We start from the raw sequence: 11982 nt of genomic DNA, 5'->3' as shown, positions 1-11982 counted from the left end.
GAACCCACCGGCAACCTCGACTCCCGCTCCGGCGCCGAGGTCCTCAGCTTCCTGCGACGCTCCGTCCGCGAGCTCGGGCGCACCATCATCATGGTCACCCACGACCCCGCAGCCGCCGCCTACGCCGACCGCGTCGTCCTCATCGCCGACGGACGCATCGCCGGCGACATCGCCAACCCCACCCCCGAGTCCGTCCTCGCCGGACTCGACGCCCTGCGCACCTTCGAGACCACCGCCGCCGTGACGACCGAGGCACGTGATACGCACTGATGCTGCGCCTCACCCTCGCCCAGATGCGCCGCAGCATCGGGCGGCTCACCGCCGCCGGCATCGCCATCGCGATCGGCACCGCGTTCGTCGCGGCCACGCTGCTGGCCGGTGACCTCATCAAGCGCGCGACGTACGACTCCGTGACGGCGTCCTTCGGGGACGCGACCGTCGTCGCCCAGCTGCGCGACCCCTGGCAGTGGTCCCCGATCGACACAGACATGATCGAGGAGGTCCGGGCTCTGGGATCCGTGGTCGCCGCCGACGGCCTCGCCCGTGCCGGCGTCGACCTGCGCGTAGGACCACGCACCGTCTACCAGACGGTGAACCCGGTGCGTTCCGACCCGAGCCTGCAACCGTTGGTCGTCGGCGACGGACGCTTCCCGTCAGCCGACGACGAGATCGCGCTACCGCGGGACACCGCCGAGCGCCTGCGCATCGAGATCGGTGACACCCTCACCCACGAGAGCGGCTTCTGGTCCGAGGCCGACGAGACCTGGGTCCCGACCGACACGACCATGACGCTCGTCGGCCACGTGGACGACCCGAACGGCGCATTTCTCGTCGCCGGAGGCTCCGCAGTGGTCACCGACGCGACGTTCGAGGCACAGCTCGTGCTCGGCGGGGGCGGGCCGCCCGGCTACGAGGGCATGCTCGTGCGCACGCAGGACGGCGCCGACGTCGAGACGGCCATCGCTGACATCGGCGCGGCGCTCCCACCGGAGTACGAGGTCCGGACCAGGGACGACGCGGCGAGCGCCAGCCTCTCGGCCCGGACCGGTGGTCAGGACGTCCTGACCTACTCGATCCTCGCGTTCGCGGCGATCGCGCTGCTCGTCGCCGCGCTCGTCATCTCCAACACCTTCCAGGTGCTCGTGGCCCAGCGGACCCGGGCGCTCGCCCTCCTGCGGTGCGTGGGTGCGGGCAAGCGCCAGCTGCGCCGGTCGGTCGTGCTCGAGGCGACGCTCCTCGGGCTCGCGTCCTCCGTCGTGGGCATCGTGCTCGGCTCGATGATCGTGCTGGGCGCGCTCCTCGCCCTGCGCGACGTCGACCTCAGCGTCCCGCTCCCCGACGCCCCGTCGCTCTCCCTCCCGGCGATCGTCTGGCCGCTGGTCGTCGGGACCGTCGTCACGGTCACCGCGAGCCTCGTCCCTGCACGCGCCGCGACGCGTGTCGCCCCCCTGGCAGCCCTGCGACCGGCGGACACACCCGGCGTGGACACGAGCACGGGTCGGGTCAGGCTCGTCCTGGCCGCGCTCCTCGTCGTCGGCGGGGTGGCCCTCATGGCACTCGGCCTCGTGCTCGCCCAGCAGAACCAGGTCGAGATCGGCCTCGTCGCCGCCGTGCTCGGTGGCGCCGCGTCGTTCGTGGGCATCCTGCTGAGCGCGGTGCTCTGGGTGCCGAAGGTCGTCTCCGCCGTGGGTCGGCTCGTCGCCGCTGCTGGCCCGGCCGCTCGACTCGCCGCCGCGAACACGAGCCGCAACCCGCGGCGGACAGCTGCGACGAGCACGGCGCTGCTCATCGGCGTGACGCTCGTGGCGATGATGTCCGTCGGCGCAGCGACGGCACGCAGCTCCCTCGACGACGCGCTCGATGCCCAGTACCCGTTCGACATCACTGTCACGAGCCTCGGGGACGAGCGTGGAGATCCCGGCCTCACTCCCGAGATCGTCCGGGACCTCCAGGCGGTCGACGGGCTCGACGCCGTCGTCCCGGTGCAGTCCCACGAGGTCGAGCTCGGGCAGGGCACGTCCGAGTGGACGTTCGTGCAGGTCCAGGCGGTGAGCGCTGCCGACGCGTCCGTGGCGTCCCGCAACAGCGCGTACGTCGCCGGTCTCGGGCCCAGCACGGTCCTCGTCGCCGCGGGCGCCGCGGCCGACTTCGGCATCGGCGCTGACGAGCCGGTCGTCCTGTCGACGCTGTCCGGCGGAGAGGTGCACCTCGATCCGGTGCTGAGCGACATGCCGGGGTGGGCGATCCTCGTCACCCCGCAGGTGTTCGCCGCGCTCGCTCCGGACGCCACCGTCACCGACGCGTGGATCCGCCTGAGCGACCCGGACGACGCAGCAGCCGTCATCAGCGACATCCGGGACGCGATGGCCGAGCGCCAGGTCTACGTCACCGGTCCCGCGCTCGAGCGGGTCGAGATGGACAACCTCATCGACGGGATCCTCGGGGTGATCCTCGGTCTGCTGGGGGTCGCCGTGCTCATCGCCCTCATCGGCGTGGCGAACACGCTCTCGCTCTCCGTCCTCGAGCGCCGTCGTGAGTCCGCGACGCTCCGGGCGATCGGGCTGAGCCGCCGCCAGCTGCGTCGCACCCTCGCGATCGAGGGCATGGTCATCGCCGGCGTCGGAGCAGTGCTCGGGATCCTCCTCGGTCTCGTGTACGGCTGGGTGGGCTCGACGGTGGTCCTCGGGGTGGTCGGCGACGTGCGCCTCGAGGTGCCGTGGACGGACCTTCTCCTCGTCGCCGGGATCGCTCTCGCGGCCGGGTTGCTCGCATCGGTCCTGCCGGCCCGTGCGGCGGCACGGACCTCCCCGGTGGAGGCGCTGGCCGTCGAGTAGCGCGGAGCTGAGGGCGCCGGGCCTGTGGACAGACGCCGCTCGTCCACAGACCCCGTGCCGTCCCCCCTCCCCGGAGCCACCGGCGACCGAGGATCGGGCGCGTGCCCCACCCCACGACCGGATCCGGCGGTCCCCGCAGCGCGCCCGGCGGTCCCCGCAGCGCGCCCGACCCTGCGGCCGGTGTCCCGGTGACGATCCACCCCGGCCAGGACGTCCACCTGCTGCAGGGGCGTCCCCTGGCAGCACTGCGTCCCGCGCTGGCCCGGTGCACCGGGAGACCGGAGCTCGCGACGGCTGCCCTCTACGTCGATGACGTGCGGCTCGACGAGGAGCACGTCGTCGGGCAACCACCGCTCGTCGCGGGCGCGACGCTGCGCGGCGTCGCGTGCCCGGCCGACGGGGTCGGTGCTGCTCTCGCGGCGGATGCCCACGTCGCCGTCCTCACCGGTTCTCGTACCGGGGAGCTCCGGGCGGTCAGTGAGCAGGAGACGGCCGTCGGCGGCCTCGTGGTCCGCGCACGCCGCCACCGGGACGGCCGGACGTCGGTACGCGTCCGCGCCGCCTCCGGGTACCGCCTCGTACGGTCGCGACGCCGGGCCGCCGGGACGTCCCACCGCGTCCGGCGCTGGCACCGCTGGCGCGAGGGGACCCGTGTCGAGGTCGTCGGTGCGCACGGGGTGCGCACGGCGCTCGAGCTCCGCCCGCGCCCCGACCCCGCGCGGGTCTCGCTCGCCGCGCTGCTCGCGGAGCACGCCGCACCGGAGGCGTCGACGGGTGCGACGGCACGCGACACCGCGGTGGGCGGGACGACGACCATCGTGACGGCGATCCTGCCGGGCGTGACCGGGATCGTCCTCGCGGTCGTGCTGCGCAATCCCCTGTTCCTCGTCATGGCCGTCATGGGCCCGCTCATGGTCCTCGCGCCCCTGGTCGTCCGACGCGTCGCGCACCGACGCCAGGTGCCGGGCATGCTGCGACGTTCGCCGTCCGCCCCCCTCGCCCGGGCGGGTGGCACGCCCTCACCGGGGGCGAGCACAGCGCCCCACCCCGCGGACCTGCTCACGGGCGTCGCGCTCGCTGCTCGCGCCCGGTCGACCGGACACCCTGGGCTGCGGGGCTCCCCCCACGCACCCCCGGGTCGGCACGGGCTGGACATACCGGCTCCCGCCCGGGACCTGGCGGACGACTGCGTCTGGATCGGTGGGACACGGGCCTGCACCCTCGCGCTCGCAGGCCGGATGGTCGTGACGCTGCACGCCACGGGTCGCGCCCACGACATCCACGTCGTCGTCGCGGCCGACCGGACGGACGACTGGACATGGGCACGGTGGTTGCCGGGCTCCCGGGGCCGGCTCACGCATGCACCGCTGCCAGCGCCGGACAGGTCACCGGCCCGCCGGACGGTGCTCGTCGTGGACGCGCCGGTGTCGCCCGACCTCGCCGCCCGCCTCGGCGCCTGGCACGCGGCGCACGGCGAACGGGCCGCGCTCCTCGTCGTCGCCGAGCCTGGCGACCCCGTCCCCTCCTGGTGCCCGTCCCGCGCCGTCGTCGGCGAGCACGGCACGGTCCTGACCGGGCCCGACGGAGTACCGAGACGCTCGGCCTTCGACGGAGTGTCCCCTCGCTGGCTCGACACGTACGCGCGCCGGGTCGGCGACGTCGTGCGCCGCGGCCGGTGGACGCACGTCGCACCGACGCGCGCGGGCTCAGCGTCGACTCCCGGCGCGGTGACCGAGGACGGCCACCCGTCCCTGCCCGACACCGTCGCCCTGGCGGACACGCCGTCCGCAGCGGAACCCGGCGCCGCCTGGCGTGCCCCGCGACAGGGCGGGCTGCGCACGACGATCGGGACCGGGGCCAGCGGACCGGTGACCATCGACCTCGTCGACGACGGACCGCACGCGCTCGTCGCGGGAACGACGGGCGCCGGCAAGTCCGAGCTCCTCCAGACCCTCGTCCTCGGCCTCGCGCTCGGCCACCCGCCCGACGAGCTGGCGATCGCGCTCGTCGACTACAAGGGCGGCGCCAGCTTCGGTGCGTGCGCCGCACTCCCCCACGTCGTCGGCCAGGTGACCGACCTCGACCCCGGTGCGGCCGGGCGCGCGCTCACGGGCCTGCGGGCGGAGCTCCGCCGACGCGAGCACCTCTTTCGCGCCGTCGGCGCGACCGACCTCGAGGAGTACCGAGGCCGGTCCGCGAGCGCTCGGACGGAGAACCTCCCCCGGCTGCTCATCGTCGTCGACGAGTTCCGCGCCATGGCCGACGACCAGCCGGACTTCATCCCCGGCCTGGTCCGCATCGCTGCCCAGGGACGGTCCCTGGGCATCCACCTCGTCCTGGCGACGCAGCGCCCGAGCGGCGCGATCACGGCGGACATGCGGGCGAACATCTCCCTGCGGGTCGCGCTGCGCGTCGCGGACGAGTCCGACTCCACAGACGTCGTCGGCATGCCGGGCGCGGCCCACATACCCGCTGGCCTGCCCGGGCGGGCATACCTGCGGCGGGGGCTCGACACGCCTGAGCTGGTGCAGACCTCCTACGCGGCAGGTCCGCCGTCCGGGACTCTCCCCGGTGCCTGGCCCGCGCCCGGCTGGCTCGCCCCGCCGACGGCCGCGTGGCGCGCCGCGACCGCTGGTGGGAGCGGAGCCGGTGCGGAGACGCTCGGCACCGTCGCCGCCCTCGTCGCGGCGATCGGCGCCGCGGCGCGGGAGGCCGGCGCACCACGGCCCCGGGTCCCGTGGACGCCCGCGCTCCCGGACGACCTGCGGCTGTCCGACGTCCCGGTGACCCCAGCGGGCCCCGGGGCCGCGACCACGCTGACGCTCGGGCTCGTCGACGAGCCCGAGCGTCAGCGCCAGCGGGCGTTGACGTGGGACTGTGCGTCGGGCCACCTGCTCGTGCTCGGCCGAGCCGGCACGGGCCGGAGCACAGCCCTGCGGACGGTCGCGCGCGCCGGGGTCGCAGCCGGGATGACCGTGCACCTCGTGGGTTCGTCCACGCTGCACGAGGGCCGGACGGCGGGCACGGACGGCGTGGGGACGATCGTCGGGCCCGGGGATCCCCGCAGGATCGCGCGGCTGCTCTCCGTCCTGGCGGGCGCTGCGGGGCAGCACCTCGTCGTCGTGGACGGGCTCGAGGAGGTCCAGCGGAGCCTCGGCGCCGTGCTGCGCGGTGCGGGTGCCGACGTGCTCGTGTCCGCACTCCGTCAGGGCGCAGCGCGGACGGCGTTCGCCGTCGCGGCGAGCGCGGCGCCCCCCTCGGGCGTGTCGGCTCTCCTCACGCACCGCGTTCTCCTGTCCGGGAGGGACAAGCACGACGACCTCTTCCTCGGGATCCCGAGCGCTCTCGCTGGCCGGGGTGGGGTCCCGGGGCGCGGGGTGCTGCTCTCCGGGACGTTCCCTCCTGCCGCGTGCCAGGTGGCACGGGAGGACCCGTCGTCCCGGCCGGGCACGGACGCAGCCCGTGGCGACCCCCGTGACCTGATGCGCAACGACAGGCCGGTCCGCGCCGCCCCCCGGTCACCGACGACGATCCTGCCCGTGCCGCGCGACGTCCCACCGGACGCCGTGCTCGCCCACCCGGCGAAGATCGTCGTGGGACTCGGCGGGGACGGTGCGCAGGCGTCGGGGCCACCCCGCGACCGCGACGTGCTCGTCTGCGGTCCGCACGGCTCGGGTCGGACCACCGCGATCCGCCACATCGCCACGGACGCCCACCAGCGTGGCACCCTCGTGGCCGTCGCCACGCGCGACCCAGCGCTGGCTGCGACGGTTGACGCCTGGGCGGGCGTGCACCTCCTCCCGCGCTTCTCCGCCGCCACCGTCCCCGCCTTCGTCGAGGCGGTGTGCGGCGCAGCCCAGGGTCGCCAGCGGCACCGCTCAGGACTCGTGGTCGTCGTCGACGACCTCGACGTGCTCGGTCAGCTGCACCCCGTCGCTGTCGAGACGTTGCGCGCACACCTGACCGACCTCGACGTGCGGCTCGTCGCATCGGCGACGACGACCGCGGCCTCGTCAGCGTTCCGCGGTCCGCTCGCGGACCTGCGGGCCGGGCGCTGCGGGATCCTGCTGCAGCCTGGCTCACCCGGCAGCGCGGAGATCTTCGGCACGGAGCTCGGATGGCTCGTGGAACCGGACGTGCGCGCCCCGGGACGAGGCGTGCTCGTCGTGGGGCGCGACGCGGAGCTCATCCAGGTGGCACGGGCCGCGCACGGCTGACGGAGCTGCGACGCGGCCCCGTCAGTCCTCGTCGAAGGGTCGCGCGTCACGTCCGATGAACCGGGCGACCCCGGGGGTGAGCAGCCCGACGAGCGTGAGACCAGCGAGGACAGCGATGGCGACGGCCGCGACCGTCTGCTCAGCGCCGAAGAGGGTGTACGCCACGAGGAGCGCCAGAAGCTGGACGGTCACGGCGGGACCACGCACCCACGCACGTCCCGAGCCGAGCGCCCCGGCGCACACGAGCAGGAACCACGCGGCCGCGCCGGTGCACAGCGCCAGGACAGCCGTGACGGCCACGTCGCTCGCCTGCGTGTCCAGGAGGCTCAGCAGACCGAGGGCGGTGATCACGACCAGCGCGAGGGCCTCGGCGCCGAGGCCGACGCTCGTGAACGACACGACGGGAGGACGGGGCGCGGCGAGCCACCGGCGCACAGCGGCACCCCGTGACGACGCCGACGGGTCGGAGGGCACGTCGTTAGGCATAGTGGTCTCGACCATAACCGACGTCGGCCGCGGAGGAGGACAATAACCGCGGCGCGGGCAGGTGATCGTCAGCGACAGCGATGCTCCTGCGGGACGCGCAGGACAACGACTACGATATTTCGGCCAGATTCCGCGGCCCGTGGCACGTGCCCGGCCGCGGCGGCGACGCCGATGCACCTGACGGCTACGTCACAATGTGACGAACACCTCACGGGTCACTCGGAGGAAACCTCCTGGTAACCCTTGTGCCCCCCGTCGTTGGGGTGTGAACTGGTTACCAGCAGTCACACCTGCCCCACCCGTTCGGGTCACCCACCTTTTTTCTCGGTGACCCTCCCCTGCCTAGGAGATGACATGGACTGGCGTCACCGCGCAGCATGCCTCGACGAAGACCCCGAGCTGTTCTTCCCCATCGGCAACACCGGTCCTGCCATCCTGCAGATCGACGAGGCCAAGGCGATCTGCCGACGCTGCCCCGTGGTCGACACGTGCCTCAAGTGGGCGATCGAGTCCGGCCAGGACGCTGGCGTCTGGGGCGGACTGTCCGAGGACGAGCGCCGCGCGCTCAAGCGCCGCACGGCACGCGCCCGCCGGGCCAACTGAGCTCCTGCCACCCGTGCGGGGTGGCTGCACGACGACGCAAGGCCCGGTCCCACGGACCGGGCCTTGCGTCGTCGTGGCATGCAGCTCCGGTCGCCGGAGGCCTCAGCCCGCGACCCCCCGCAGGACCATCGACACAGACACCACGGTGCCGCCCGACTCCCCCGGTCCCCACTCGATCGATCCCTGCAGCTCGTTCGTCACGAGCGTCCGGACGATCTGGGTCCCGAGGCCACCCGCGGGCCCGTGGCCGTCGGGCAGGCCCACCCCGTCGTCGGTCACCGTCACGTGCAGCGCCGTGCCGTCGCGCTGGGCACGGATCTCGACGGTGCCACCACCCGCCTCGCTCAGGCCGTGCTCGACAGCGTTCGTCACGAGCTCGGTGAGGACGAGGGCGAGCGCCGTCGCGTCCTGAGCAGGGACCATCCCGAACGACCCGCTCGCCACCGTCCGGACGCTCACCCCGGCCGCCGCCACGTCCGCTGCCAACCGCAACGCACGTCCCACCATGTCGTCGAACTCGACCTCCTCGTCGAGTGTCTGCGACAGGCTGTCGTGGACGAGCGCGATCGTCGCGACCCGACGCATCGCCTCTTCGAGCGCCTCCTTGGCCTCCGGTACCGTCATCCGACGTGCTTGCAGGCGCAGGAGCGCCGCGACGGTCTGCAGGTTGTTCTTCACACGGTGGTGGATCTCGCGGATCGTCGCGTCCTTGGTGATGAGCTCGCGCTCGCGCCGCCGGAGCTCGGAGACGTCGCGGCACAGGAGCACGGCACCGATCCGTTGACCACGGTCGGTGAGCGGGACAGCGCGGGCGGACAGGCAGACCCCGCGCGACTCGATCTCGGTCCGCCACGGCGCCCGTCCCATGACGACGAGCGGCATGGACTCGTCGACGGGCATCTTGTGCTCGATGAGCTCCGCCGTCACCTCGATGAGGGACTCGCCGACGAGGGCACCGATCACCCCGAGGCGGTGGAAGCAGCTCAGGGCGTTCGGGCTCGCGTAGAGAACCTCGCCCTCGGAGTTCATGCGGATGAACCCGTCACCGACACGCGGCGCTCCCCGCCGGGGGCCGGTCGCGGAGTCGGGGTACGGGAAGTCGCCGCACGCCACCATCGCCATGAGGTCGTCCGCGGCCTCCACGTAGTTGAGCTCGAGCCGGCTCGGCGTCCGGCCGCTGCCGAGGTTCGTCTGACGCGCGACGACCGCGATCGTCCGTCCGCCGTGCGCGACCGGCACCGCTTCCTCGCGGACCGCATACGTCCCGAACCATCGGGGCTCGCGCGACTTCTGCGTGCGCTCCTCCACCATGGCCCGCTCGAGCTGCGGTCGCAGTCCTTCCGGCGCGAAGGTGCCGACGATGTCGTCGTAGTGGACCGTCGCGCCCGTGCTCGGGCGGCACTGCGACACCGCGATGAACCCACCGTCCGAGGTGGGCAGCCACAGGACGAGGTCCGCGAACGCCAGGTCGGAGATCACCTGCCAGTCCCCGACCAGCAGGTGGAGCCACTCGACGTCGGCAGGCGCGAGGCTGCCGTGCTTCATCACCAGATCACTCATCGTCGACACACGCGTGAGCCTACGCGCGCTCGACCCGGCACCGACGTTCGGTACGCTCCACGAGCGGATCCTTGGAGGAGAACCTGATGGACATGAGCATCGACGTGCACTTCCCGGTCGGTACGGACGAGGCGGTCCGGCTCGTCAACGACGCGGAGTTCATCCGGTTCACGGCCCAGCGCGCCGGTTCCCGCCTCCTGCAGCTGGACGTCACCGCCGGGCCGGACGGCAGCTACACGTCGGCCGTGCGACGGAGCCTGCCGAGCGACCAGATCCCCGCGCAGGTGCGGCCCTTCGTCGGCCGCGAGCTCGAGCTCCGCCACACGTCCGCGTGGGCGGAGCCGCGAGAAGGGCGCGATGGCAGCCGGTTCGGCACGGTCTCCCTCGAGATCACCGGGGCTCCGGTCCGGATGACCGGGTCCGTGCGGTGCTCCGCCGTGGACGGGGGCTGCGTCATGACGTACTCCGGTGACGTCCGGTCCTCGGTCCCCGTGTTCGGCGCTGCCGTCGAGGCAGCGGCGGCCGAGGCCGTCCGGCAGACCCTCGCCGACGAGCAGGACGCTGCGCTCGAATGGCTGCGGCGCAGCGGCCCGCGCGACTGACGGAGCACCGTCACCGCTCACCGCGGTAACAATTGCGCAACATCCGGCTCAGCCCAGCCGTTCTACCTGCGGAGATGCGTTTTCTGCAACGCTTGCAGGAATCCTCCTGAACGCCGCCCTTGACACGTGGGAGCGCTCCCCCTCAGGATCATGGCAACGCATGGGAGCGCTCCCAGAATGTCTTGGGCAGGCTGCACGTGCGAAACGAGCGGACTCGCTTCCGTGCCCGCTCGCGTTCTTTCCGGCCAGAACACCAGCGGCGTCGCCGCGAGCGTTGACAAAGGAGTCCTCGAAATGATCCGTACCACCCGTACGCGACGGCTGACAGCAGCCGTCGCTGGCGCTTCCCTCTTCACCCTGGCCCTCGCAGGGTGCTCCAGCGACGACGACAACGGCGGCGGCGACGACGGCGAGATCACCCTGACGATCTCGACGTTCAACGAGTTCGGCTACACGGACGAGATCCTCAAGGAGTACGAGGAAGCCAACCCCGGCATCAAGGTCGTCCACAACAAGGCCGCGACGACCGATGATGCCCGCACCAACCTCACGACGCGTATCGCCGGAGGCGGTTCCGGCCTGGCTGACATCGAAGCCATCGAGGTCGACTGGATGCCGGAGATGAGCGAGATCGCTGACGGCTTCGAGGACTTCTCGGGCGAGGTCGACGGACGCTACATGAAGCACACCGACGCGCAGGGCAAGACGGAGGACGGCAAGCACATCGGCCTGGGCACCGACACCGGCCCGCTCGCGGTCTGCTACCGCGCCGACCTCTTCGAGGCTGCCGGCCTGCCGACCGACCGTGAGGCGGTCGCAGAGCTGCTGGGCGGCGAGGACGCCACCTGGGACGACTACTTCGCGGCCGGAAAGACGTTCACAGCCGCCAGCGACGCTGCGTGGTTCGACTCCGTGGTCGCCGTGCACCAGGCCATGATCGGCCAGATCGGGGCACCGTACGAAGACCCGGAGACGGGCGAGCCGAAGCCGCTCGAGAACAACACCGAGATCAAGGCGATGTACGACTCGATCCTCGAGGTCGCGCCCGAGCTGTCAGCGGGCTACGAGCAGTGGGGCGACGACTGGAAGAACGGCTTCGCGAACAACGGCTTCGCGACGACGCTCTGCCCGCCGTGGTTCACCGGCTCCATCCAGACCGAGCTCGCTCCCACCATCGACGGCTGGGACATCGCTGACGTCTTCCCCGGCGGCGGTGGCAACTGGGGTGGGTCCTTCCTCACGGTCCCGTCCGGCGGCGAGAACGTCGAGGAGGCCCGCAAGCTGGCCCTGTGGCTGACGGCCCCCGAGCAGCAGACGCGCCACTTCCAGGCCCACGGCAACTTCCCGAGCCAGGTCGACGCGTGGGAGGACCCGGCGGTCGCCGACTTCGTCAACACGTTCTTCAACGACGCGCCCGCTGGCGCGATCTTCGTCGAGCGCGCGAAGGCGGTCAACGACCTCGAGACCCCCTACAAGGGCCAGGCGTACTTCGCCATCAACTCGCTCGTCACCGACGCCCTGCTCCGCGTCGACGTCCTGGGCGAGCAGGACCCTGCCACTGCCTGGGACCAGGCCGTTGCCGGGTACGCGGACCTGGGCTTCAGCTCCTGAGATCAGGCCTCCTGAGCTCGTCCGCCTGAAGACCATGTAGCGGGCGCCGCCGGGATCACCTGATTCCCG

General features: G+C 72.8%; 7 protein-coding genes and 1 pseudogene. 6 read left to right on the top strand and 2 right to left on the bottom strand.

Annotation, left to right across the window (positions count from 1 at the left end; genetic code table 11):
• From AC54T1_RS14160 to AC54T1_RS14150, 3 genes and pseudogenes are all read left to right on the top strand, one after another.
• A pseudogene (locus AC54T1_RS14160) lies at nucleotides 1-270 on the top strand (ABC transporter ATP-binding protein); the annotation flags it as partial.
• Between the two features lie 23 nt (nucleotides 271-293).
• Entirely contained in the window at nucleotides 294-2834 is a 2541-nt protein-coding gene (locus tag AC54T1_RS14155) for an ABC transporter permease (RefSeq protein WP_496912321.1), read from the top strand.
• 101 nt (nucleotides 2835-2935) lie between these two features.
• Complete coding sequence (locus AC54T1_RS14150) at nucleotides 2936-7051, top strand: FtsK/SpoIIIE domain-containing protein (protein ID WP_496912320.1); 4116 nt, start codon at nucleotides 2936-2938, stop codon at nucleotides 7049-7051.
• A 21-nt stretch (nucleotides 7052-7072) separates the two neighbouring features.
• Here AC54T1_RS14150 and AC54T1_RS14145 read toward each other — a convergent pair whose 3' ends face one another.
• A complete protein-coding gene (locus tag AC54T1_RS14145) occupies nucleotides 7073-7537 on the bottom strand; it encodes a hypothetical protein (RefSeq protein WP_496912319.1) in 465 nt (154 codons plus the stop codon).
• A 354-nt stretch (nucleotides 7538-7891) separates the two neighbouring features.
• Between AC54T1_RS14145 and AC54T1_RS14140 the strand changes: the two genes are divergently transcribed.
• The gene (locus AC54T1_RS14140) at nucleotides 7892-8140 is read left to right on the top strand and encodes a WhiB family transcriptional regulator (protein ID WP_484345795.1); all 249 of its coding nucleotides are present in this window, start codon (nucleotides 7892-7894) and stop codon (nucleotides 8138-8140) included.
• A gap of 102 nt (nucleotides 8141-8242) precedes the next feature.
• Here AC54T1_RS14140 and AC54T1_RS14135 read toward each other — a convergent pair whose 3' ends face one another.
• Nucleotides 8243-9700 (bottom strand): sensor histidine kinase, encoded by a 1458-nt coding sequence (locus AC54T1_RS14135; RefSeq protein ID WP_484345930.1) that lies wholly within the window; start codon nucleotides 9698-9700, stop codon nucleotides 8243-8245.
• 86 nt (nucleotides 9701-9786) lie between these two features.
• On the opposite strand from AC54T1_RS14135, the gene AC54T1_RS14130 reads away from it, so the two are divergent.
• Both AC54T1_RS14130 and AC54T1_RS14125 read left to right on the top strand, forming a co-directional pair.
• On the top strand, nucleotides 9787-10302 hold the full coding sequence (locus AC54T1_RS14130; RefSeq protein WP_496912318.1) for a DUF2505 domain-containing protein: 516 nt from the start codon (nucleotides 9787-9789) through the stop codon (nucleotides 10300-10302).
• Nucleotides 10303-10596: 294 nt separating this feature from the next.
• Nucleotides 10597-11913, top strand: a complete 1317-nt coding sequence (locus tag AC54T1_RS14125; protein ID WP_484345797.1) for an ABC transporter substrate-binding protein — start codon at nucleotides 10597-10599, stop codon at nucleotides 11911-11913.
• The last annotated feature ends 69 nt before the right edge of the window (nucleotides 11914-11982 follow it).

Source organism: Sanguibacter sp. Z41_6, assembly GCF_059621145.1.
This window is presented reverse-complemented; position numbering and strand designations above follow the sequence as displayed.

What these genes read in the sequence shown, in the direction of transcription:
- AC54T1_RS14155 (WP_496912321.1), top strand. Translation starts at nt 294, where the DNA reads ATGCGCCGCAGCATCGGGCGGCTCACCGCCGCCGGCATCGCCATCGCG.
- AC54T1_RS14145 (WP_496912319.1), bottom strand. Translation starts at nt 7,537, where the DNA reads ATGCCTAACGACGTGCCCTCCGACCCGTCGGCGTCGTCACGGGGTGCC.
- AC54T1_RS14140 (WP_484345795.1), top strand. Translation starts at nt 7,892, where the DNA reads ATGGACTGGCGTCACCGCGCAGCATGCCTCGACGAAGACCCCGAGCTG.
- AC54T1_RS14135 (WP_484345930.1), bottom strand. Translation starts at nt 9,700, where the DNA reads ATGAGTGATCTGGTGATGAAGCACGGCAGCCTCGCGCCTGCCGACGTC.
- AC54T1_RS14130 (WP_496912318.1), top strand. Translation starts at nt 9,787, where the DNA reads ATGGACATGAGCATCGACGTGCACTTCCCGGTCGGTACGGACGAGGCG.
- AC54T1_RS14125 (WP_484345797.1), top strand. Translation starts at nt 10,597, where the DNA reads ATGATCCGTACCACCCGTACGCGACGGCTGACAGCAGCCGTCGCTGGC.